26 protein-coding genes are annotated in these 22,986 nt (G+C 47.4%); 16 read left to right on the forward strand and 10 right to left on the reverse strand.

What is annotated here, in order from left to right; genetic code table 11:
- Nucleotide 1 precedes the first annotated feature (1 nt).
- From WKT10_RS13445 to WKT10_RS13460, 4 genes are all read right to left on the reverse strand, one after another.
- Nucleotides 2-1,258: a RelA/SpoT domain-containing protein gene (locus WKT10_RS13445; RefSeq protein WP_340277737.1), complete on the reverse strand. Its 1,257-nt coding sequence runs from the start codon at nucleotides 1,256-1,258 to the stop codon at nucleotides 2-4.
- A 123-nt stretch (nucleotides 1,259-1,381) separates the two neighbouring features.
- Nucleotides 1,382-2,185, reverse strand: a complete 804-nt coding sequence (locus tag WKT10_RS13450; protein WP_340277739.1) for an ABC transporter permease — start codon at nucleotides 2,183-2,185, stop codon at nucleotides 1,382-1,384.
- Nucleotides 2,178-2,945 carry an ABC transporter ATP-binding protein gene (locus WKT10_RS13455; RefSeq protein ID WP_337433515.1) on the reverse strand — a complete coding sequence of 256 codons (768 nt, stop codon included), beginning with the start codon at nucleotides 2,943-2,945 and terminating at the stop codon, nucleotides 2,178-2,180. Before WKT10_RS13455 ends, WKT10_RS13450 begins: the two co-directional genes overlap by 8 nt.
- 77 nt (nucleotides 2,946-3,022) lie before the next feature.
- On the reverse strand, nucleotides 3,023-4,534 hold the full coding sequence (locus WKT10_RS13460) for a polysaccharide deacetylase (protein ID WP_340277741.1): 1,512 nt from the start codon (nucleotides 4,532-4,534) through the stop codon (nucleotides 3,023-3,025).
- A 182-nt stretch (nucleotides 4,535-4,716) separates the two neighbouring features.
- Here WKT10_RS13460 and WKT10_RS13465 point away from each other — a divergent pair, with 182 nt between their 5' ends.
- The gene (locus WKT10_RS13465) at nucleotides 4,717-5,157 is read left to right on the forward strand and encodes an HIT family protein (RefSeq protein ID WP_066549871.1); all 441 of its coding nucleotides are present in this window, start codon (nucleotides 4,717-4,719) and stop codon (nucleotides 5,155-5,157) included.
- 135 nt (nucleotides 5,158-5,292) lie between these two features.
- Nucleotides 5,293-6,579: a D-alanyl-D-alanine carboxypeptidase family protein gene (locus tag WKT10_RS13470; protein ID WP_417045978.1), complete on the forward strand. Its 1,287-nt coding sequence runs from the start codon at nucleotides 5,293-5,295 to the stop codon at nucleotides 6,577-6,579.
- Here WKT10_RS13470 and WKT10_RS13475 read toward each other — a convergent pair.
- The 5 genes from WKT10_RS13475 to WKT10_RS13495 all read right to left on the reverse strand — a co-directional run bounded on the left by WKT10_RS13475 (nucleotide 6,576) and on the right by WKT10_RS13495 (nucleotide 11,610).
- On the reverse strand, nucleotides 6,576-8,018 hold the full coding sequence (locus WKT10_RS13475) for an amidohydrolase (RefSeq protein ID WP_340277743.1): 1,443 nt from the start codon (nucleotides 8,016-8,018) through the stop codon (nucleotides 6,576-6,578). The two genes, WKT10_RS13470 and WKT10_RS13475, sit on opposite strands and share 4 nt — an antisense overlap.
- Before the next feature lie 19 nt (nucleotides 8,019-8,037).
- The gene (locus WKT10_RS13480; RefSeq protein ID WP_331467962.1) at nucleotides 8,038-8,799 is read right to left on the reverse strand and encodes an amino acid ABC transporter ATP-binding protein; all 762 of its coding nucleotides are present in this window, start codon (nucleotides 8,797-8,799) and stop codon (nucleotides 8,038-8,040) included.
- The gene (locus tag WKT10_RS13485; protein WP_066549861.1) at nucleotides 8,789-9,454 is read right to left on the reverse strand and encodes an amino acid ABC transporter permease; all 666 of its coding nucleotides are present in this window, start codon (nucleotides 9,452-9,454) and stop codon (nucleotides 8,789-8,791) included. The genes WKT10_RS13480 and WKT10_RS13485 overlap by 11 nt, the downstream gene beginning before the upstream one ends.
- A 60-nt stretch (nucleotides 9,455-9,514) precedes the next feature.
- Complete coding sequence (locus WKT10_RS13490; protein WP_340277749.1) at nucleotides 9,515-10,459, reverse strand: substrate-binding periplasmic protein; 945 nt, start codon at nucleotides 10,457-10,459, stop codon at nucleotides 9,515-9,517.
- Between the two features lie 128 nt (nucleotides 10,460-10,587).
- Nucleotides 10,588-11,610: an ABC transporter substrate-binding protein gene (locus tag WKT10_RS13495; protein WP_340277751.1), complete on the reverse strand. Its 1,023-nt coding sequence runs from the start codon at nucleotides 11,608-11,610 to the stop codon at nucleotides 10,588-10,590.
- A gap of 415 nt (nucleotides 11,611-12,025) precedes the next feature.
- Here WKT10_RS13495 and WKT10_RS13500 point away from each other — a divergent pair, with 415 nt between their 5' ends.
- From WKT10_RS13500 to purD, 10 genes are all read left to right on the forward strand, one after another.
- Nucleotides 12,026-12,838 carry a Cof-type HAD-IIB family hydrolase gene (locus WKT10_RS13500; protein WP_337433509.1) on the forward strand — a complete coding sequence of 271 codons (813 nt, stop codon included), beginning with the start codon at nucleotides 12,026-12,028 and terminating at the stop codon, nucleotides 12,836-12,838.
- A 154-nt stretch (nucleotides 12,839-12,992) separates the two neighbouring features.
- Entirely contained in the window at nucleotides 12,993-13,670 is a 678-nt protein-coding gene (gene pyrE, locus WKT10_RS13505) for an orotate phosphoribosyltransferase (protein WP_066549850.1), read from the forward strand.
- 53 nt (nucleotides 13,671-13,723) lie between these two features.
- Entirely contained in the window at nucleotides 13,724-13,873 is a 150-nt protein-coding gene (locus WKT10_RS13510; RefSeq protein ID WP_066550955.1) for a cytochrome C biosynthesis protein, read from the forward strand.
- A 13-nt stretch (nucleotides 13,874-13,886) separates the two neighbouring features.
- Nucleotides 13,887-14,360 (forward strand): VanZ family protein, encoded by a 474-nt coding sequence (locus WKT10_RS13515; protein ID WP_066549846.1) that lies wholly within the window; start codon nucleotides 13,887-13,889, stop codon nucleotides 14,358-14,360.
- Between the two features lie 5 nt (nucleotides 14,361-14,365).
- On the forward strand, nucleotides 14,366-14,683 hold the full coding sequence (locus tag WKT10_RS13520) for a DUF6142 family protein (protein WP_331624741.1): 318 nt from the start codon (nucleotides 14,366-14,368) through the stop codon (nucleotides 14,681-14,683).
- A 14-nt stretch (nucleotides 14,684-14,697) separates the two neighbouring features.
- Nucleotides 14,698-16,788 (forward strand): aminopeptidase, encoded by a 2,091-nt coding sequence (locus WKT10_RS13525; RefSeq protein WP_340277754.1) that lies wholly within the window; start codon nucleotides 14,698-14,700, stop codon nucleotides 16,786-16,788.
- Between the two features lie 145 nt (nucleotides 16,789-16,933).
- Nucleotides 16,934-17,446, forward strand: coding sequence for a 5-(carboxyamino)imidazole ribonucleotide mutase (gene purE, locus WKT10_RS13530; RefSeq protein ID WP_066549830.1), 513 nt, complete (start codon nucleotides 16,934-16,936; stop codon nucleotides 17,444-17,446).
- A gap of 19 nt (nucleotides 17,447-17,465) precedes the next feature.
- Nucleotides 17,466-18,497: a phosphoribosylformylglycinamidine cyclo-ligase gene (gene purM / locus WKT10_RS13535; protein WP_178276286.1), complete on the forward strand. Its 1,032-nt coding sequence runs from the start codon at nucleotides 17,466-17,468 to the stop codon at nucleotides 18,495-18,497.
- Complete coding sequence (gene purN, locus WKT10_RS13540; RefSeq protein ID WP_066549827.1) at nucleotides 18,491-19,084, forward strand: phosphoribosylglycinamide formyltransferase; 594 nt, start codon at nucleotides 18,491-18,493, stop codon at nucleotides 19,082-19,084. Before purM ends, purN begins: the two co-directional genes overlap by 7 nt.
- A 16-nt stretch (nucleotides 19,085-19,100) precedes the next feature.
- Entirely contained in the window at nucleotides 19,101-20,375 is a 1,275-nt protein-coding gene (purD, locus tag WKT10_RS13545) for a phosphoribosylamine--glycine ligase (RefSeq protein ID WP_340277757.1), read from the forward strand.
- Nucleotides 20,376-20,437: 62 nt separating this feature from the next.
- On the opposite strand, the gene WKT10_RS13550 is transcribed toward purD, so the two are convergent.
- On the reverse strand, nucleotides 20,438-20,692 hold the full coding sequence (locus WKT10_RS13550) for a hypothetical protein (protein ID WP_340277759.1): 255 nt from the start codon (nucleotides 20,690-20,692) through the stop codon (nucleotides 20,438-20,440).
- 170 nt (nucleotides 20,693-20,862) lie between these two features.
- Between WKT10_RS13550 and WKT10_RS13555 the strand changes: the two genes are divergently transcribed.
- From WKT10_RS13555 to WKT10_RS13570, 4 genes are all read left to right on the forward strand, one after another.
- Nucleotides 20,863-21,123: a hypothetical protein gene (locus WKT10_RS13555; protein ID WP_178276283.1), complete on the forward strand. Its 261-nt coding sequence runs from the start codon at nucleotides 20,863-20,865 to the stop codon at nucleotides 21,121-21,123.
- A gap of 124 nt (nucleotides 21,124-21,247) precedes the next feature.
- Nucleotides 21,248-21,529: a hypothetical protein gene (locus WKT10_RS13560; protein ID WP_178276282.1), complete on the forward strand. Its 282-nt coding sequence runs from the start codon at nucleotides 21,248-21,250 to the stop codon at nucleotides 21,527-21,529.
- Between the two features lie 48 nt (nucleotides 21,530-21,577).
- On the forward strand, nucleotides 21,578-22,378 hold the full coding sequence (locus tag WKT10_RS13565; protein WP_340277761.1) for a DUF5677 domain-containing protein: 801 nt from the start codon (nucleotides 21,578-21,580) through the stop codon (nucleotides 22,376-22,378).
- 69 nt (nucleotides 22,379-22,447) lie between these two features.
- A complete protein-coding gene (locus WKT10_RS13570; RefSeq protein WP_296039021.1) occupies nucleotides 22,448-22,960 on the forward strand; it encodes a toxin-antitoxin system protein in 513 nt (170 codons plus the stop codon).
- Nucleotides 22,961-22,986: the final 26 nt, after the last annotated feature.

Consider the following 22,986-nt stretch of genomic DNA (forward strand, 5'->3'; position numbering starts at 1 on the left):
TTTAGTCTGCCTCGTCCTTTTCCGGCTCAAGGAGTTTTAAAAGAGTTTCATTCAGAGCCCGGGCCTGTTCGGCCAGCTCCCGTATGCAGGAGATTTCCGGAACCTCAATATCATGGATCAGGGTATTGCGCATTTTTCTAAGAAATGCAATCTGATTCAGGCTGTCTTTGTCAAAAAGCCCGGTCCGTTTCAGGGCGTTGATATTAAAGACGCTTAAGGAACGGGAGCTGCGCTTGGTGGTGCGGTTTAAAAGCGCTTCCAGGGGAACCCATTGACTGAAAAAGGCGCTGATGGCTTTCAGACGTTCCTCATCCTCTTTAGAGCCGGCTGCCTTTAAGGACTGGTAGGCCAGATACCGCTTTTCATTTCCGCTGATGATCTGGTCAATAATCTGCTGGGAAATGTTCCGTTTGTCCTTTTCAAATTTAACTGCCTTTAAAATAGGGCCCATGTACTTTACGTCCAGCAGCTTCAGGCTGGACAAAAGCCGGAAGAGCAGCTCAATATTTCCCATCCGCAGTTCGATATCCTCCGGGCGGAAATTGCTGCTGAGGTAATTGTAAAGATAGGAAGCCAGCTCGTACTGGTTGTTAAAAACAGCATTTTTGCTGCGGATCCGTTCATTTCCTGCAGCCTGCAGGCGCTCCAGGGCGATTTCTCCTGCAAGGACAAGACCGTTTAACTCGTCTAGGATGGCAAGCTCTTCTTTGGAAAGCGTACCCTGAAGGGGTTTGTAGATTAAGTCATGTTCTACCTCAGACCAGGCGTGCATCAGGACGGACGCTACCTGAATTTCGATTCTGGCCCGGCAGTAGCGTTTTTCTGAGGGTTGTACCAATTCTTCTCTCAGATAGACACGGTAGTGGTTGGCCCAGTAGCCGGAAAAACGCTTATGATAAGTAGGAGGCTTTGACTGCTCCGGGAACTGCTTGCTTTCCAGAATGTGGAACTGATCCCGGATCAGCTGGTCTGCCTGAAGGCGGTCTCCGGGGAAATAGAGGGAAACCCGGACACCGCAGAGATCGGCGATGTCCTCATAGATTTCCTTTATATTCCGGTAAGGAACCGGGCGCTTGACATTGCGGCGGAGAACCTTGCTTTTTAAGCGTCCCGGATTTTTGGCCCGGTAGGTAACCATGGCCCGGATACCGGAGGAGCGCAGCACAGCCTCCAGCTGACCGGCTGCAAGACGGCCTACAGATTCATAGTAGTTAAATTTCTTTTTGTAGTTGTCAATAAACTGGTTGATCAGGTCCATTGATTTCTCCTTTTTGCGGGCTTTATCGGCGGAAATGCTCTGCTTTAATCAGATGGTTTCATCATATCATAGGAGAAATGGGAGTGCAAGCAGACCGGTTTTTGAGTTTTTGCATTTTGCATTTTATCGTGTCAGCTTCTTTTCCACACAGGCAATGGCCTGATATAAAAGCCAGGACAGCAGGCACAGAATCATGATGGAGGTCATAAGCACCGTCATGGTAAAGGTCTGGGCGGAGTAGGTGATCAGATATCCCAGTCCTGCCCGTGCGGAGAGAAATTCACCAATGATGACGCCGACCAGGCACAGGCCGATATTGACCTTCATGTTATTGATCACCATGGGGAGGGAGCCTGGCAGAAGAACCTTAAAGAGTACGTCTGTTCTGGTTCCTCCAAGGGAACGGATCAGGCGTATTTTGTCTTCATCGGTCTGACAGAAACCATTGTACAGAGTAAGGATCGAGCCAAAGAGAGCCACGGAAACGGCCGCTGTGACAATGGTGGTGGTATTATTTCCCAGCCATACGATTAAAAGCGGAGCCAAAGCGGATTTGGGCAGACTGTTTAAAAGAACTAAGAATGGCTCTAAAACGCTGGCAGCAGAGGGACTGGCCCAGAGAAGAAGGGCACAGACCAGACCGGCTGCGGTACAGACAGCAAAGCTTATAAGCGTCTCCATGAGGGTAACGCCTGTGTGGAGAAAGATGGTTCTGTCGGCAGTCATAGAAATCAGGCATTTGAAGATCAGGCTTGGACTGCTGAAAATAAACCGGTCGATGAGACCTAAGCCGGCTGACAGCTCCCATAAAGACAGAATCAGAATCAGAAGAAGGATGCGCCAGATACGGATCATACTCCGTCGGCGCAGCTGGTCGGCCAGGTATTCCTGCTGGGCTAACGAGGGGGAGAGTAAGGGATTATTCATCTGTTTTCAGCTCCTTCCATACAGCGTTGAAATATCCGGAAAATTCAGGACAGTTACGTCTTTTTAAAGGTGTTGCACAGTCAGCCGGGAAATGGATGGGAAGGATTTTTTTGATCCGTCCGGGCCGGGGTGTGAGTATGATGATCCGGTCTGCGATGCTGATGGCTTCTGAAAGATCGTGGGTCACAAGAACGGCTGTTTTTTTAGTGCTCCGTAAGATAGAACTGATATCGTCACATACAGAAAGCCGTGTCTGGTAATCCAGAGCAGAAAATGGCTCATCTAAAAGAAGAAGATCCGGTTCCAGCGCCAGAGTACGGATCAGAGCGGCCCGCTGGCGCATTCCTCCGGAAAGCTCAGAGGGCCGGGCGTGTTCAAAGCCTTCAAGGCCGTAGGCTGAGAGCATTTCCTTTAAGCGGGCAGTTGTCTTTGGGGTAAGGCGGTTCTGGATTTCCAGTCCCAGAGATACATTGGATAAAATATCCCTCCACGGAAAAAGATGATCCTTTTGGAGCATATAGCCGGTATCAGACGGCGATTGGCGCAGCGGATGGCCGTCTAAGAGGATCTGCCCCGTATCAGGTTTGGACAAACCGCAGAGAAGAGAAAGAAGGGTGGATTTTCCGCAGCCGGACGGGCCGACCACGGCTGCAAATTCACCGGGAGACAGGGAAAATGATATATCAGAAAGAGCCAGCGTTTCTCCTTCCAGCGTATGGTAGGAAAAGCTGACTCCGTTTACATCCAGTTTGGGTGTCATTTTGTAAAATCTCCTTTCACCTAAGTACGTCTTTGATGTAGTATACGCGAAAGGAGACAGGATGGTTCAGATCTGGTTTACTGGGAAGCAGCGCTTTCGGATGGAACTGTTTCCGGTGCTGCCGGGGCAGAGGCATCTGCGGCCGCTTCATTCTGTGTATAGCTCCAAGTCACGGGAGTGGGCCGTGAGGCATCAAAGATCTGAGAAGCGTCAAAGAGATCGGACAGCCGTTTTTTGGATGGATCCGTCTGGATCATATCCTCGTAAAGACGGTAGCCGTCCAGATTCCGTCTGGCCATCCGCAGATGGTCGCTTCCCTTTTGGATCCAGGCGGGCTTGCTTGCGTCCACATTGCAGAAATACCGGAAGCCCTTGGAATGGAGATATTTAAAACGGTAATTATCCTCTGTATAGGGCCGCCAGTCTGCCACATCATTGCCGTTGGGATAGATGTAGATATCGGTTGGCCCGATAAGAGATTCTACCTCTGCTTCCCACTTGTCCGTATCTGTATAGAAGCGCTCGTCGCTGATCTTGAAGGTTTCTCCGGGTACGGAGGAAACGCCCATCCACAGATGGCCCCAGCTGTGGCTTGCAAGCTCCCAGCCATTGTCTTTTAAACACTGGGCTACCTTTGCAGCCTGCGCTCTATCCTGTTCATAGTTCGGACTGTCACTGTAGGAAGCAGCAGTGCGGTAGCCTAAAATTCCTTCATAGCCCGTAAAGGCGATGATCGCTCTGGCACCTTTATAGGAAAAATCGGGGTGTTCTTCGATGAAATCTTCTAAAATCGGGATTAGGTCATAAGGGCCGGTGGAAATGGAGCCGTCTTCCATGACCATTTCAGCAGTGGGTTTTCCGTCCTCTCCGATGACGATCCGGCGTGCAAAGCCGTCCTTTTCCATATAAGGATAATAGCATACGTCATCCTGGGACATGACCAGAGGTTTTTTGCCCTCAGGAAGCAGGATTTCTCCCCAGGAGAAAACGGTATTTCCATTTTCATCTGTAGTCTCAGAGGCAATATCCCGGATGCGTACCAGAACATAACCGTCCTCATAGAAAGCATCCAGCATCTTTAAAAATTCATCCTTTGTAGTCATGACGGAATTGTAGCCGGGAGTCCGGCTGTCGCCGTCAAAGGCTTTGGCAGTGTCCATGATAAGAGAATGGAAAAATACATGGGGAACGTTCTGCACATCAGCTGGTAAGAGAGAAGCCTTTGCTTCCTCATAAGATGTGATCGCTTCCAGGGCAGCGGGGTCTTCTGCCAGAGAGGAGTCTTCTTTAATGAGAGCAATGGCACGGTCGTAGTCATAGCCCGCAGCGATATATGCGGCCTGAGCAAGTGTGCCAGAGGCCGGGGAAGAGATAGGCTGTGCCGGATCTTCGGAGGTTGTTTTGGCTGTACTGGAGGAGGCGGAAGCAGATGATATGGGCTGTCTGTTTAAGACAAAGCGGGTCAGTGCAAAAACGCCTGCTGCCAGGGCTGAAAACGCCAGAAACAGTGCAAGTATAATAGGAAGATGCCGGACAAGCTTTCTTCGCTGTCTTTGGGCCTGCCGGCGTCTGAAATCATTTCGGCTCATAAGTTGTAAATCTCCTGTTTGAATGAAAGTAAAATTGTATCAATTTAATTATAACATAAAATTCAGGAAATGAAAGTGATTGAAATTTGATGGAAGCCGTGGTATGTTTAAAATAGAAATTACCCAAAAGCGGCGGCTGCTTTTTGACACAGCAGAGCCGGCTATGAAAAGGAGATAAAATTATGGCAGAAATGGTAAAAGATCCAAATTGCGCATACTGTATGCAGGGAGAGCTGGTAGCAAAATTTGCCTATCCGGTCTGCGAGATGAAGACAGGCTTTCTTTATGTATTTAAGGAGCAGAGTAAAAAGGGAAGAGTGATCCTGGCTCACAAAAAGCATGTCAGCGAGCTGATCGACTTAACAGATGAAGAGAGAAATGATTTCTTTGCAGAGGTGGCTCAGGTGGCAAGAGCCGTACACAAGGTATTTCATCCCGATAAGGTAAACTACGGCGCATACGGCGACACAGGCTGCCACCTTCATTTCCATATCGTTCCCAAATATAAGGGCGGAGAAGAGTGGGGCGGTACCTTTGAGATGAACAGCGGAAGAACCATTCTCACAGACGCTGAGTATGAGGAGATGGCAGAGGCCTTAAGACAGGCTTTAAAGGAAGTATAGGAACACATAGTATAAAATAACCTCTGGCAGCGGCAGAAGCCGCAGCCGGGGGTTTTGTCTTTTTTGATGCGACATAAAGCGTTTGTCCGGTTTCATATATTAGGCAGAGAGCAGCAATGTTTGGAGGAATCGTGTATGAAACGGACAAAAGCAGCAGGCTTTTTGCTTGCGCTTCTTATGACGGCAGGGCAGGTGACGGCAGCATTGGCTTCTGAACCGGAGCTTGCGCTTCCGGCCGGGGTGCCGGCCAGAGCGGTAAGCAGAGAAACTGCGCAGATACAGGCAGAAGCGGGAGATGCGGCAGCTTCTCAGACGGCAATCCAGATATCAGCGCCTTCAGCCGTTCTCATGGAGGCATCTACGGGGCAGATTATATATGAAAAAGGGGCGGATGATAAAAGAAATCCTGCCAGCGTTACAAAGGTCATGACGCTGATCCTGATTTTTGATGCCCTGGCAGAAGGGAAGATCCACCTTTCCGATGAGGTCGTTACCAGCGCTCATGCAAAGTCCATGGGCGGTTCCCAGGTATTTTTGGAGGAAGGGGAAACGCAGACGGTGGAAACACTGATTAAATGCATCGTGATCGCATCAGGAAATGATGCTTCTGTAGCCATGGCGGAGTATATTTCCGGTACAGAGGAGGCCTTTGTACAGCAGATGAATGAACGTGCCGAAGGTCTGGGGATGACGAAAACCCATTTTGTGGACTGCTGCGGTCTTACAGAGGATCCCTCCCATGTGACAACTGCCAGAGATATTGCTCTTATGAGCCGGGAGCTGATCGATCAGTATCCTCAGATCCACAATTATTCAACAATCTGGATGGAAAATATTACTCATGTGACAAAACAGGGGACAAAGGAATTTGGTCTTTCCAACACAAATAAACTTTTGCGGATGGCAACGAATTTTAAGGTTACCGGCTTAAAGACAGGCTCCACCTCTCTGGCAAAATACTGTCTGTCAGCTACGGCAGAGAAGGATGGGGTGCGCCTGATCGCTTCGATCATGGCTGCTCCTGATTTCAAGGCACGTTTTGCAGACGCACAGACGCTGTTAAACTATGGCTATGCAAACTGTAAGCTTTATGAGGATAAAGAGGGGATCACACTTCCGGAAATTTCGGTAGAAGGAGGAATTAAAAGCGGGGCAGAGTTGGTTTTGAACGGTACATTCAGATATCTCAGCCTTAAGGGAGAAGATCTTTCATCTGTGGAAAAGAAGCTTGTTCTCTCCGAGTCCCTTCCGGCTCCGGTGGAGCCGGGCCAGAAGGCTGGGGTGCTGGAATATCTGTTAAACGGAGAGAAGATCGGAGAGATGGATGTAGTGACCGCAGAGGCGGTGCGGGAGGCGCAGTATGGAGATTATCTGAAATGGATGATAAAAATATGGAGGCTTGAGAAAGCTTTTGACTTTTAATATGTCTCTAATGGAGGAAGCACGTGATCGGGAAGGGGACAGGTATAATGACCGCCGTTTCTTTTAAGAGTCTCTGTCTTGGCGGCGTCAATGATGTCAGGGCGCTCCATGGTGCGGATCGCAGACAGGGCAATCATCTTTCCGGCCGTTAGGAGCCCTTTATGGGCAATGAGGCTGCAGGTTTGGGCCGTCATCTGCCAGGTGTGCCCCACATTGCCCACACAGCAGGCGGCAACCCGCAGATTTAGAGTAGGAACTGCATAGCCCACATCGCCTACGTCGGTAGAGCCTGCAGTCTGGATGATATGGTTGGGATCGAAAGGATGGATCTCACTGTCTAAAGGTTTGGACAGAATTTCCTCAAGCCGGTCTTCTCCATAGATCTGAATGATTTCGTCACGGATCATTTTCCGGGCAGTATCATCATAAGAATCCAAAAACTGTCTGGCCAGCCGGTAGTCCTCCTCGGTCCATTTTGGTGCGCCTACCTCCTGCATACAGGCGTCTGCGATCTGGGCAAGGGCTTTGTTGGGGAGGTATTCCGTAAAGGCCATAGACAGATCATAATTCATGGAAGTGCCGGTCATAAGGGCGGCACCCTTTGCCACATCCACGACACGGTTGAACAGCTCTGTCAGCTGGCGGACATAAGGGGAACGCACTTCATACCGGACGGTGGAGCGGTCCTGTACCACATTGGGGGCAGTGCCGCCGGCGTCAATGTAGGCATAATGGATCCGGGCTTCCGGAATCATGTGTTCCCGCAGATAATTGCAGCCTACGCTCATCAGCTCTGCGGCGTCCAGGGCGCTTCGGCCCAGATAGGGGGCAGAGCCGGCGTGGGAAGTAAGGCCTTTAAAGTGGAAATTGGCTCCCATAATCGCGTTATTGTGGGAGTTGTCCACCTGATTGATGGAGTCCGGGTGCCAGGTATAAACAAAATCCACCTGATCGAACAGCCCGGCTCTGGCCATGAACTGTTTGGAACCGGCCCCCTCCTCTGCCGGACAGCCAAAATAGATGACTGTGCCGCTTTTTTTGAAGGTTTTCAGATATTCCTTGACGGCAATGGCGGCTGCCAGAGCTCCGGCACCCAGGGCACTGTGTCCACATCCGTGGCCAGGTGCTCCCTGGATGATAGGTTGTCTGGACGGGCAGGCAGCCGCCTGGTTTAAACCGGAAAGGGCGTCATATTCTCCCAGAATACCAACGACCGGTTTTCCGCATCCATAGGAATAAGTTCCCTGAAAACAGGTGGGGATACCGGCCAGACCGGTTTCTACCGTAAAACCTTCATCCTTCAGAAATTGGCAGAGCAGCCCGGCAGACTGATATTCATGATATGCCAGTTCGGCAAATTCCCAGATTTGATCGTTGGCCTCGATGATACGGGTTGATTTTTCTTCGATAATCTTTTCGATAAACTCCAAGGTTTTCATAGGTACTCCTTCCATATACTTATAATATTTTTCCCAGAAATTCTCTGGTTCTGGGGTTTTGCGGATTCAGGAACAGTTCCTCCGGACTTCCCTTTTCCTGAACAATGCCGTCTGCAATGAAGAAGATGCGGTCGCTGACCTCCCGTGCAAAGCCCATTTCATGAGTGACGATGAGGATGGTCATGCCGGAGCTGGCAAGATCCCGGATTACGTTCAGCACCTCTTTTACCATTTCCGGATCCAGGGCGGAGGTGGGTTCGTCAAAGAGCATGATCTCCGGCTCCATCGCCAGAGCACGGACGATGGCCAGCCGCTGTTTCTGGCCCCCGGAGAGCCGGTTGGGATATTCGTCTTTTTTGTCCGAGAGACCTACCCGTTCCAGCAGACGGAGAGCGGCGGCTTTTGCCTGCGCCTTTGGAATCTTTTTTTCCAGCACCGGGGCGAGGGTGACATTGTCTATTACCTTCAGATGGGGGAAAATGTTAAAATGCTGGAAGACCATGCCCAGATGCTGACGATATTGGTCTACGTTGACAGAACGATCCGTGATATTGGAGTTTCGGAACAGGATGGTGCCGGAGTCCGGGGTTTCCAGCAGATTCAGGCAGCGGAGAAAGGTGCTTTTTCCGCCGCCGCTGGGACCAATGATAGAGACTACTTCGCCTTCGTAAATAGTTTCAGAAATCCCTTTCAGGACTTCCAGCTTTCCAAAGGATTTTGTCAGATTGTTTACCTGGATGATGGGCCGGGCTTCGGCACAGATTTTGTTTTCAGCGTTCATTTTGTTTCATCCTCCATTCAGCATAAGCCATAATCCGGCCGAGTATTGTGGTCACCAGCAGATAGATGATGCCGGCAATGATAATGGATTCCACCTGCCGGAAGGTAGCGGAGGCTACGGTTTTGTATGAGGTGGTCAGTTCATTGATAAAGAAGACAGACGCCAGGGAAGCCTGTTTAATCATGGTGATAAATTCATTTCCAAGGGCAGGAAGGATATTTTTAACTGCCTGAGGAAGGATAATTTTAGTCATGGTATTCCGGGCGGTCATCCCCAGGCTGCGGGCTGCCTCCGTCTGTCCGATATCTACGGCCTGGATGCCGGCCCGGATGATTTCCGATACGTAAGAGCTGGCATTGACGATCAGGGCGATGATGATGCAGGTGGAGTCAGGAATTTTAATCCCGGTGGCTCTGGGAAGGAAGATCCAGAAAAAATAGAGCTGCAGAAGGATTGGTGTTCCCCTGAGAACCCAGACATAAAACTGTACGAACCACTGGAAGGGTTTGATGCGGGAACGCCGCATGATGGCCAGGAGAGTGCCCAGTACGGTGCCGCACAGTACGGTGATGGCGGCCAGACACAAGGTTCCCGTCAGTCCCTGTATGTATACATAGCTGTATCGATTCCACATTTTGATGATCGTTGCCCACATATCGGAAGTCACCTTTCTTTCATTTTCTTTATTATGTGTATCCCTGCAGGGAGCAGGATGTCATAATCCCAGAGTTTTTGCATATGCTGTGTATTTCTCATACCATTCGTCATATATGCCTGAGGCTGTGACCTCATCAATGATCTCATTGATCCTGTTTAAAAGAGCTGTTTCGCCTTTGGGGATTCCGATCCGCGTTCCGGAAGTGCTCTCGTCAACGACGAAGGAAAAATCGGGAACAATGACCATACTGCTTTCCGCGTTGGCTGCGATAAAAAGCTCTGCTGTCTTTTTTTCAGTCACAACCGCATCTGCTTTTCCTTCCTGAACCATTAAAAAACCGTCGGTGGTAGCAGATACCCGTTTCAGCTCCCTGCAGGCCGGAATCTGCTCTGTAGCAAAGAGCTCCTGCAGGGAGCCGCTCTGGCAGACTACGATTTTATCGGTCAGGTCATCAGCGCTTTTGATCGTGTCCAGATCTCCGCTGCGAATCATCAGACCAAAATTGTTGGCGTTATCCTCATCAAAACGGTAGCCTTTTGACATTTCCATAGCCTCTGCGCGGGCCGGGGTATAGGCAAGAGCCGAAATCGCCAGATCGTATTTGCCTTCGGTAACGCCGGTTAAGACTGCGGAGAATTCCAGAGGAACGATCCGGCACTCTACCCCCAGCTTGTCGGCAATATAACGGGCTAGATCAACGTCGGCTCCAACGTACTGTTCCTCTCCTTGTCTGGAAGGATCGATAAATTCATTGGGAGCAAAATAAGGCTCCATGGCTACCTCAATATATCCGCGGGCCAGGATATCGTTCAGGCGGCTTCCTCCATTGCTGCCGGTGGTTTCTTCAGAGGCGGCTTTGGCAGCTTCAGAGGAAGCGGATATGGTATCAGGGATTGTTTCTGATGGCAGAGTGGGGGCAGAACCTATGGCAGAGCAGCCGCTTATGGCGGTCAGAGCGGCTGCAGAGGCCAGAACGATTAACATCTGAACTGTTTTTTTCATAATAATCCTCCCTTTTAGCGGTTTTGTAAGGCTTTAGCATAAGGGTGATGCTAAAACTTTAGCGTAGTAATGTGATACAGTGATAATTAGGGGAATTATATATGAATAGAGAGTATTTGTCAAGGGTGTTATTGAGAATTTTTTGCTGCTTTTTTGGAGAAATCCATTGTCACAAGTTCGTTATAGGGGACTTCTGCCTTTAATTCCCCTGCTTCCTCCAAAATACGTTTTAACAGCGTAAAGCTGTTTTCTTCAAAGACCGTATCCTCCTTCCAGGTATCCTGGGATTTGTAGCGATCTACAATCAGGGCCAGCTTATCCACCGGCGTTTCCTTAAAATGCGGGGAAATGACCTTGGCAATTTCTTCAGAGGAATGGCTGTTTACATAGTCCAGACCTTTCTGGATGGCATTGGTAAAGCTTTGGATTACCTCCGGGTGCTGCTTCAGATAGCTTTTTCTGGCGCTGTAGGCCGTATAGGGTACATAGCCGGATTCTGTTCCGAGAGACGCCACCACCGCACCGCTTCCCTCCATTTCAAGGGTTGTGGCGAAAGGTTCGAATTCGATGGTATAATCCGCAGCACTGCTGGTAAATGCCGCCGCGGTGAGGCCAAAGCTGATGCTCTGGTCGATGGTGAGGTCATTAACAGGATCAAGACCGTTCTTTTTTAAGATATATTCAAATACCATCTGGGGCATGCCGCCGGCTCTTCCTCCCAGCACCGTCTTACCCTTCAGGTCCTGCCATTTAAAATCTTCCTCCGCCTGCCTTCCTACCAGAAAATTCCCGGCTCTCTGGGTCAGCTGGGCAAAGTTGACGGCAGGATCATCCGAACCTTCCTGATAAACATAGATGCTGGCTTCTGAACCCATAAAACCGATCTGGGCGTCTCCGGAGATTAAGGAGGTCATCACCTTGTCAGCGCCTCCGGCATTTACAAGAGTCAGATCAATGCCCTCCTCTTCAAAATAGCCCAGTTCAATGGCAGCGTACTGGGGGGCGTAGAAGATGGAGTGGGCTACTTCGCTGAGGGTGACGGCAGTCTGTCCGTCTGGGGAGAGGGAGGACTGGCAGCCAGAGAGGGACAGCGCAGCAAGGATTCCGGCTGTGAGAAGAGGCCAGAGTTTTCGGGTATGAGTTGCATACATAATGGAATCTCCTTGGATATGGTTTTATACTGTTATTGTATTGCATGTTTTGCATTAGGGTGAATCCGTTTGAGTTTCCGCATTTTGCACCGCACCCTGGGGTCTGGTGTGCAGGGCTCCGGTTTCCGGTCATAAGAAAGCCTAAGAGTCTGAAATTTTTCTAAAAACAAAAGCCATATCAAAAACTCGCTGCGCTCAAACAGGTTTGATATGGATTTTAACAAAAAATTTAATCCTCTAAGGTTTTCTAATGACCTTCAAAGTCGCCCTGCACACCAGACCCCAGGTCACACTGCAAAAAGCGGAAACTCAAGGGTGAATCCGGGCTTTTCTTATAGATGGTTATCTGGTAAAATAAAACGGATACAGCGGTTTCAACCGGCAGTTTAAATGAAAAATCAGGAGAATTTATAAAATGGAATATAAAATGATCGTCCTGGATCTGGACGGAACCCTCACAAACAGGGATAAAATCATTACTCCCAGAACGAAACAGGCTCTTATGGAAGCCCAGAAAATGGGAAAGATCGTGGTTCTGGCTTCCGGGCGGCCCACAGCAGGGATCAAGCCGCTGGCAGAGGAGCTTGAGCTTGCAGCGTACGGAAGCTATATTTTATCCTATAATGGCGGTATGATCACAAACTGCGGCACCGGGGAAGTGGTATTTTCCTCCCTGCTTCCCGTGGATTCAAATGAGAAAATCATCGGTCTGGCAGAGGAGTACGGAGTGGATATCCTGACCTATGAGGGGGAGGAGATCATCACAAACAATGAGGAATGTCCCTATGCCGTCAAGGAATCCAATATCAATCACCTGCCTCTGCGCCAGGTAGAAGACATGAAAGGCTATGTGTCCTTTCCGGTTCCAAAGTTTCTGATGCTGGATGACGGAGATTATCTGGTAACGGTGGAGCCGCGGGTAAAGGCTGCCATGGGCCGGGATTTCAGTGTCTACCGTTCAGAGCCATTTTTCCTGGAGGTTATGCCAAAGGGAATTGACAAGGCCCAGTCTTTGGGGCGGCTTTTAGAGCGGATCGGCATGAAACGGGAAGAGATGATCGCCTGTGGAGACGGCTATAATGACCTGACTATGATCCAGTATGCCGGTCTGGGAGTGGCCATGGAAAATGCGGTTCTTCCTGTGCGCAATGCAGCGGACTATATCACTGCCTCAAACAATGAGGACGGGGTGGGGCTGGTCGTAGAGAAATTTATGCTGGGAGGTTGAAATGAGGCTGCCGCAATCCCACTGGCTTTAGACGGTGGGGTAAGGCAGCGAGGTCTATGAAGCAGGAAGTTCATTGGCTTCAGACAATAGGTAGTTCACAATGCCCGCAATCTATGGTAAAATTAGGTAGAAGAAATGAAGGAGGTTTTATTACATGGAACAGTATAAGCAGGAATTTATTGAATTTATGGTAGAGAGCAATGTACTTAAGTTTGGAGATTTTACATTAAAGAGCGGACGTAAGTCCCCGTTTTTTATGAATGCAGGAGCATATGTGACAGGAACACAGTTGCGTAAGCTGGGCGAATATTATGCAAAGGCCATCCATGACAATTTTGGCCTGGATTTTGACGTGCTGTTTGGACCGGCTTATAAGGGTATCCCCTTAAGCGTGGCAACCACTATGGCGATCAGTGAGCTTTACGGAAAGGATATCCGTTATTGCTCCAACCGTAAGGAGGTAAAAGATCATGGCGATACAGGTATTCTTTTAGGAAGTCCTATTAAGGACGGAGACCGTGTGATGATCATCGAGGATGTAACCACCTCCGGTAAGTCTATCGAGGAGACCTTCCCCATCTTAAAGGCTCAGGGCGATGTGGAGATCAAGGGTCTGATCGTATCTTTAAACCGTATGGAACGTGGCAAGGGAACAAAGAGTGCTTTAGACGAGATCAAGGATCTCTATGGTTTCCCCACAGCAGCCATTGTTACCATGGCAGATGTGACCGAATACCTGTACAATAAGGAATGCGGTGGAAAAATTGTGATCAATGATACATTAAAGGCAGCCATTGACGCATACTATGCAGAGTATGGAGCGCAGGCGTGACCATTCGCTTAGAATGGAACCTGGCTGTACAAACCATGAAAGGCAGTAAAAATATGGAAAGAGTATATAAGACCATGCGCAATACCGGCGCCGGCTGTATTGCTGTGGGTATCATCATTGCAGTGACAGGACTGGCTGTGGGAATTATTTCAATCGTAAACGGTGCGCTGCTTTTAAAGCGCAAATCCGAGATTGAATTTTAACAGGCGGGCTGTGATGATCCGACATACCACCCCGCGCCAGAAGGCAGGATGGGTACTGTTTATACTGTATCTCTGCCTTCTGGCCTACTTTATGTTTTTTTCAGAATCCTTCGGACGAACGGAAACGGATCGGGAATATGCCTACAATCTGGTGCTTTTTAAAGAAATCGGCCGTTATTTCCGTTATTATGAGGTTCTCGGCTTCGGCCTTTTTATGATCAATATTGTAGGTAATATCGCAGCCTTTATCCCTTTTGGTTTCTTTCTGCCCATTATCAGCAAAAGAAGCCGCCTGTGGTATAATACAGTGATGTTCGGCTTTATATGGAGCCTGATGTTAGAAACCCTTCAGCTGATCCTGCGGGTGGGAAGCTTTGATGTGGACGATATGTTCCTGAATACGCTGGGAGCCGGTATTGGCTTTTATATTCATGGGATCGCTCATTATGTGAGGGTTCTCATCCATTACAGGAGGTGGAAGCGTTGAGACAGGTGGGAAATAAAATATCCTATGTGAGAAATCCCTTTGCAAGACAGAGCTTCTTCTGTCTGGGACTGGGAATCCTGGCACTAGGGCTGGGAACTTTCAGCATTTATCTTTCCTTAAAGGGAGCCGGACAGGGAGGATTAAATACAGGAGCCTACGGGTTTTCCAGCATTGTGGCTGCTGCGGCAGGCCTGTGGTATGGTATCCTTTCATTTACGGAGGATAACTGCAACTATATCCTGGCTAAGATCGGAATCGCCCTGGAGGGCATTCTTATTATTATCTGGGCTGTGATTCTTATCATAGGATTTACAGGACGGTAGAGTAGGAGTTTTCTATGGATTACAGAATATTATTACGGGAAGAAAATGAAGCCGTAAGGGAACGCCTGGAGCTTTCTCTGGATCGTATCCGTTCGATTAAGGAGGAGGACGCTCGTCTGCCATACGGCCTTTATTTTAAACGGACCGCCGGATTCTTAGGCATGATCCGTGAGCTTTTAACTGCCAGGGGAATTGGGGAGAAAGAACTGCCGGAGAGCTGGGAGAAGCTTTCCTTAGAGGAGCTTTCAGACTGGAATCACCGCCTTTATGAGGATATTCTCCCTGAAAATTATGGGGAGAGCTTTGCCAATCCTGATTATGCGGCAGACTGTCTGGGAAAGGAATTTGGCCCTCTTTTATCCTTTCTTTATACAGAACTCAGGGGCTGCATTGTGTATGCCTTTGAAATGCGCCTGGAATATATTGCGATTTTGTGCGAGATCTTTTTAGAGGTTTATAACCTTTTTACCCAGGCATGGGAGGAGGAAAATGAGACTCCCAGGGAGCAGGCGGTACGGGATGCGCTGTACTGGTATGTGAGCGATTATGTAGATCTGCATCTGCCATGGCGGATCAGAGAAGGGCTGGATCCTGCTTTAAGCTTTGCAGCAGATATCATTATGGATTCAGACCTGACAGATCTGCGCTATCTGTATCAGTACGGAGAGTATGTTTCTGATTCAGAGCGTAGGCTGGCAGCGTTTATGGCTTCGCTGCCGGAGGAAACCATTGAAAAAATGGCCCATACCTATACAGAAGGCTACCGCCGCGGCTTTGAGGTAATGGGCAGGGATCTTTCAAAGAAAAAGACAGTGGTAGTGGAATACCAGCTGGGATTTGAGTGCATGATCCGCCGTGCAGTGGAGCAGTTTCGCAGCCTGGGGCTGGAACCGGTCTGCTATCGTGCCGCAGTGGAGTCATTAAACCGCCGTTCAAACGGCAAAAGGGGATATTACGGTACGTCTGCCAACCGCCAGTATGATTATGACCACCGCTATGACAGCGCCCTGTATATGGGAAATGCTTTTAAGGAGCGCAAGCTGTCTATTTTAAAAACCGCTTATGAGGAATATAAAGACCTGGCAGCTATGTGTGCCGGTCCGGCTGTGGTGGAAACCTTTGGGGAAGAGGAATTTGAGCCGGTAAATAAGAAGACTGCGTTTTCTTTAAATGATCACCAGCAGGAGCTGACTCTTTCCTATGCCACTGCATCCAGGCAGATCGTGAACCAGTATATGCCCGGAGATGAGACCAGTTTTACCATCATCGCATTTCCAAGACCGGAGATCGGGCCTGATTTTGAGGAGATTTTTAAGGAAACTATCCGGATCAATACTTTGGATTACGATACCTACCAGAAAATCCAGCAGACGCTTATTGATGCATTGGATCAGGCGGAGTATGTGCGGATCACAGGACGGGAGGGTAATGAAACCGATCTGACTGTTCATCTGCACACTTTAGATGACCCTTCCAGGGAAACAAACTTTGAAAACTGTGTTTCCGATGTAAATATTCCTCTGGGGGAAGTCTTTACTTCTCCGGTATTAGAGGGAACAAAGGGCCTGCTTCATGTGAAGGAGGTCTATGTGAGGGAGTATCTCTTTAAGGATCTTCGTCTGGAGTTTGAGGATGGAAGGGTGACGGAGTTTTCCTGCGGAAATTTCGATTCAGGAAAAGAACTGGTAAAGCAGGTAATCTTAAACGGTCACAGTTGGCTTCCCTTAGGCGAGTTCGCTATTGGAACCAACACCGCAGCTTATGCCATGGCAAAAAAATACAACATCGGCAGCAAGCTTCCTATCCTGATCGCAGAAAAGACAGGGCCTCACTTTGCAGTGGGAGATACCTGCTACAGCTTTGCCGAGGATTCACCCATGTACAATCCTGACGGAAAAGAAGTGATTGCCAGGGACAATGAGATTTCCCTTTTAAGAAAAGAAGATATGTCCAGAGCCTATTTCAGCTGTCATACAGATATTACCATTCCTTATAATGAACTGGGGGATATCACGGCTGTAAAGGCAGACGGAAGTGAAATTCTGCTGATTCAGGCCGGCCAGTTTGTGCTGCCTGGAACAGAGGAATTAAACCGGGCGCTGTAATGCGCCCTTTTTTAAGCTTCTTTTTTAGAAGAATAGTATTGACGTTGCCAGAGTTTCTTAGTATTATAATTATAAGTAACATTAAGATATAAAAAGATACTTATTAGAAAAGCTAATATTTATTATTAGAAAAGGAGATTGAAACATGGCAAAAGTAGGAATTGTAATGGGCAGCGACTCAGATATGCCGGTTATGGCAAAGGCAGCGGAGATCCTGGATCAGCTGGGAATTGATTATGAGATGACGATTATCTCTGCCCACAGAGAGCCGGATATCTTCTTTCAGTGGGCAAAGAGCGCCGAGGAAAAGGGCTTTAAGGTAATTATCGCAGGAGCTGGAAAGGCAGCCCATCTGCCGGGTATGTGTGCAGCTGTATTCCCCCTTCCCGTGATCGGTATTCCTATGAAGACCTCAGACCTGGGCGGCGTAGATTCCCTTTATTCCATCGTACAGATGCCAAGCGGCATTCCCGTTGCCACTGTAGCCATCAACGGAGGAGCCAATGCAGGCATCCTTGCGGCAAAGATCCTTGCTGCTTCTGATTCAGGGCTTCTTGAAAAGCTTAAATTGTATTCCGAGGGCCTTAAAAATGATGTGGTAAAAAAGGCGGAAAAGCTGGAAAAACTGGGTTATAAAGAATACCTTGCACAGATGTAAAGGAGAGGATGAGATGATGATGGATTATAAGAAAGCCGGAGTAGATATAGAGGCGGGTTACAAGTCCGTAGAGCTGATGAAAGAGCACGTAAAGAAAACCATGCGGCCGGAGGTATTAGGCGGTCTGGGCGGATTTTCAGGGGCGTTTTCCCTGTCAAAGATTAAGGACATGGAGGATCCAGTGCTTTTATCCGGTACAGACGGATGCGGTACCAAGGTGAAGCTGGCGATCATCATGGATAAGCATAGCACCATCGGTATTGATGCGGTGGCCATGTGCGTAAACGATATTGCCTGCGCCGGAGGCGAGCCTTTATTTTTCCTGGATTACATTGCCTGCGGAAAGAATTATCCTGAAAAGATTGCCGACATCGTAAAGGGAGTGGCTGAAGGGTGCTTACAGTCTGAGGCTGCCTTGATTGGAGGCGAGACGGCAGAGCATCCGGGACTGATGCCTGAGGATGATTACGATCTGGCAGGCTTTGCAGTCGGTGTCTGCGACCGGAAGGAAATGATCACAGGAGAGAGCTTAAAGGCAGGAGACGTGCTCATCGGTATGGCATCCACCGGCGTACATTCTAATGGTTTTTCACTGGTGCGCAAGGTATTTGAGCAGGAGATGACCGCAGAAGGATTAAATACCTATTATGACTGCCTGGGAAAGACTCTTGGAGAAGCCCTTTTGGCGCCTACCCGTATCTATGTAAAAGCATTAAAGAGTATTAAAAAGGCCGGAGTGGCCGTAAAGGCCTGCAGCCACATTACCGGAGGCGGTTTTTATGAAAATGTGCCCCGTATGTTAAAGGACGGCGTCCGTGCAGTGATTAAAAAGGACAGCTATGAGGTTCCGGCAATCTTTAAGCTTTTACAGGAAAAGGGAAATATTGCGGAAGAAATGATGTACAACACCTTCAATATGGGAATCGGTATGATCGTGGCAGTTGACCCGGCAGATGCAGAGAAGGCTATGGAGGCCATCCGGGCGGCCGGAGATACTCCTTATGTGATCGGCTCCATTGAAGAGGGCGAAAAGGGAGTGGCCTTATGTTAAGAACAGGGATAATGGTATCCGGCGGAGGCACTAATCTGCAGGCAATTCTGGACGCCGTTGACAGCGGGAAGATCACAGACACGGAAATCAGTGTAGTGATCAGCAACAATCCCGGCGCTTATGCCTTAGAGCGGGCCAGAACGCACGGCATTGAGGCTGTATGTATATCTCCGAAGGAGTTTGAGAGCAGGGAAGCCTTTAACAGGGCCTTTCTTGAAAAAGTAGATAAATATAAGCTGGATCTTATCGTGCTGGCGGGCTTTTTGGTAAAAATTCCTGAGGCTATGGTGAAAAAATATGAGGGAAGGATCATCAATATCCATCCGTCCCTGATCCCATCCTTCTGCGGTGTAGGCTATTATGGACTGAAGGTTCATGAGGAAGCGCTGAGAAGAGGCGTAAAGGTCACAGGTGCAACGGTACATTATGTGGACGGCGGTATGGATACGGGGCCGATCATTCTGCAGAAGGCAGTAGAGGTGGAAAAGGGAGATACCCCTGAAATCCTGCAGAGACGGGTCATGGAGCAGGCAGAATGGATTATTCTTCCAAAAGCAATCCAGATGATCGCCCATGGGGAAGTATAGGAGAGGAAGAGTTGATATGAAGATTCTGATCATAGGAGGCGGCGGAAGAGAGCATGCCATTGCATGGAAGCTTTCAAAAAGCCCCAGAGTAGAAAAAATTTACTGTGCTCCCGGAAATGCGGGAATCGCAGAGATTGCAGAATGCGTCAATATCGGTGTGATGGAATTTGACCGGCAGGTGGCCTTTGCAAAGGAGCATGGGATTGACTTAACCGTAGTAGCTCCGGATGATCCTCTGGCAGCAGGAGCCGTAGATGCCTTTGAGGCGGCAGGACTGCGTGCCTTCGGCCCCAGAGCAAATGCAGCGATTCTGGAGGGTTCCAAGGCATTTTCAAAGGATCTGATGAAAAAATACAATATCCCCACAGCGGCTTACGAAACCTTCACAGACCCGGAGGAGGCCATCAAATACCTGGAAACTGCCAGAATGCCCATCGTATTAAAGGCAGACGGCCTGGCTCTGGGAAAAGGCGTTTTAATCTGCAGTAATCTGGAAGAAGCAAAGGAAGGGGTACGCACCCTGATGCTGGATAAGCAGTTTGGCTCTGCCGGAGACGAGATCGTAATCGAGGAATTTATGACCGGACGGGAGGTTTCCGTCTTATCCTTTGTGGATGGAAAGACCATCAAAATCATGACTTCTGCTCAGGATCACAAGCGGGCAAAGGATGGGGATCAGGGATTAAATACAGGCGGAATGGGCACATTTTCCCCAAGTCCCTTCTATACCTCCGAGGTAGATGCATTCTGCAGGGAAAAGATCTATCAGCCTACGGTGGATGCCATGAGAGCGGAGGGCAGAGAATTTAAGGGGATCATTTTCTTTGGTCTGATGCTCACTGAAGATGGCCCCAAGGTGCTGGAGTACAACGCCCGCTTCGGTGATCCGGAGACCCAGGTGGTGCTCCCAAGGATGAAAAACGATCTGGCAGATCTTTTTGAAGCCTGCATTGACGGCACTCTGGATCAGGTGGAACTGGAATTTGAGGACAATGCAGCCGTATGCGTAGTCCTGGCATCGGACAGATATCCGGAGCACTATGAAAAGGGCTATCCTATTTCCGGCCTGGAGCGTTTTAAGGATGCAGACGGATATTTTGTATTCCATGCAGGCACAAAATTAAACGATCAGGGCCAGATTGTCACAAACGGCGGCCGGGTGCTGGGCGTCACAGCCACAGGAGGCAATCTCAAAGAGGCCCGTGCCAATGCTTACAAGGCAACCGAGTGGGTGGAATTTGGGAATAAATATATGAGAAATGATATCGGTCATGCCATTGATGAGGTTTGAGGTTCGTTTGGGGGATTTGTTAATTCCCATTATAACGGAAACAAAGAGCAAAAACACATATGTCATAATAAATTGGAAAAGACCACGGACAGTCGGTAAACCCTGACTGGCTGTGGTTTTTTCTTTTCTGCAGCAAAAACATATTGTGCCGCAGCAGGTACGAAAAATGGGAAAAGTATTTTCAAACGGTCGCTTATTTCTTTTTTAATAGAAAAAGCCAAAAATCCAGAAAACGCCTGTTTCCTTTTGTGTTCCTGAACATGTGAAATTATCTCCTGAAAACGAATATAAAAAAGCCCGGATCTTCTCCGAGCCACCTAAAAGGCACCTGCGTATATAATTTTATTTTATTCCGGACATTTCTTTTCTATACTCAGTATTCTGAAATATACTCAGAACCTGTTTATGTCAGCCTGCATTGCTACCACCTCATATTTACGCTCATCGTTCGATGAAAAAATCAGAAGAAGAGTAAAAGAGAGACAATATGGCTACTTTGGAAGAAAAGTTAAGATGGGCGGAGGAAGATTTCAGGGCACAGGTCAGGGAAGAACGATTGGCGTATGCATCGCTGACCTGGCTGATCGGGAAGGTGTGTAAAAAGGCATTAAAAGGCAAGGATGCAGTCACGATTGCAAATGAGCTGGAGGAAGATGATGTGGGAAAGGTGCAGAGAATCATGGATGTGGCAAAATCGTTTGCTCCAGACTATGATGTGGAAGAAATCTATAAAAAGCTGATGGAGTAATGGGAATAGTAGTATGGGATTTTAAGGTGTTCGATTTGTCGGATCAGTTGAACATGGGATTATAGTTGTGATATAATCCTGTCAGGAATCCGTAATTTTTAACATATAAAATGGGAGTGGATAAATGAGCATGAGCGACATGGAGTTTAGAGCGGTTTTGTTAGATCAAATGAAGGACTATCTGGACGGAAGAATCACGAAAGAAGAATATTACGATCAAGCAGAACCCTTTTATACGGAATACGCAAATACTTATGAAAATCCGCTGTTTCACAAGTGCTTTATGGATACAGTACCGGAAGCCTGTTTATTTTATATTGATGAGCCTGGTCTGACTTCGGAAATAAAAGAATCAAAATTCCATGAAGCATTGCAGGAAGCGTATGTGGCATTACAGAAACTTTGATTTAGAGTCTGACGCTAATAGAATTGAATGAAATCATGAGGAGATCAGATGACACAAGAGGATATTATATTAAAATTCCGCATAGATGAATTAGAAGAGTGTTTAGATTTAATAGAAGACGAGATATCGGATAAGATAAATCATGGCCATTATAAGCAGGAAGAATCGTATATGAATCTTGTTTTAAACTGCACGGGAAAAAGTCTTTTGACTCTCCGTGAATTGATTTTATTATGTAAAAATGGTTTTCCGGATGGAGCCCTTGGCCTGGCCCGTAATTTGTTTGAACAGTTCATTATTATCTCTGTATTTGAAGCACAGTGTGAAGGTGTTGATAGAGACAGAATGGTAGAGAAATATTATGCTGATTATAATGTGCAAAGATATAAAAATTTAAAAACAATGTGCAGGTACGCAGGACAAAAAGAAAAAATGCAGGACTACGAGAACGAGCTTGCGAAATTGCGGAAACAATTTTCTGTAAGCAAATTAAAAGATTATTGGTGGTCAGGTCATTACTCTTTTACAGATATGTGCGAATATGTCATCGAACATACAGATGGAAATTACAAAACGATGGTTATAAATTTATACTTCGCATATAAGAGAGCCTGCTGTTCTTTACATGCCAGTAATTTTGGAAATACAAACAGGCTTGGTAACTGCTTAGCAACAATTGATCTCAGTCCTTTGGATGAAGGACAAGAGTATGCATTAGACTTAGCAATAAAGTCATTCATTATGGTTGTGGCAGTTATGTATAGAGAGTTAGGAATGGACTATAAGAAATCAAATAAAAAACTAAATCAACTGGCGGCATTTTATCAGAGTATTACTCAAAAAGAGTGATAGAAATAGCAAGTAAAAATACTCTTTTTTAGGTTCATAAATTGGAATTGTTATTTAGGAGTGACGAATATGCTTTTTGAATTTATGCCATGGCAATTAGATGTTGATATAGAATCGACGAAGTTATTTTATGAGTCAAATGATTATTCAAAAGATAAAGCTTTGAATCAAGATTTTATTGACAGCCTTACTAAAGAACAAAAATATTTTTTTGATTCACTTGGTGTTGATTTGTTAAAAATTGAAATTGATGAGGCAGTATATGATATACCAGAAGATGGGGAAATGCCCTCTTTGAAAATTAAGCGGTTATCCGTTGATTTTCTTATGAAAGGCGAGATTTTAGCGTTACCTCAGTACCAAAAAGATTTATATACAGATGAGGAAGTATTTTGGAAAACATTTCCAGATACGGTTAAGGTCTTATCTTCTGCTGATGAAGATTATCTGAAAACTTATGATAATGGAATTGGTTCAGGTATTGTATTTAAACACCCCTGTTTCCATTATGATAATGAAATTTTCAAGGAATGGGACTGCGGATATATATTAGGAACTATTCTGATTATGCAAGATATGTAGGATTGCTTTGAAATTAGCGAGGTAAT

The organism is Enterocloster sp. HCN-30185, assembly GCF_037890305.1.
Taxonomy (GTDB): domain Bacteria; phylum Bacillota; class Clostridia; order Lachnospirales; family Lachnospiraceae; genus Enterocloster.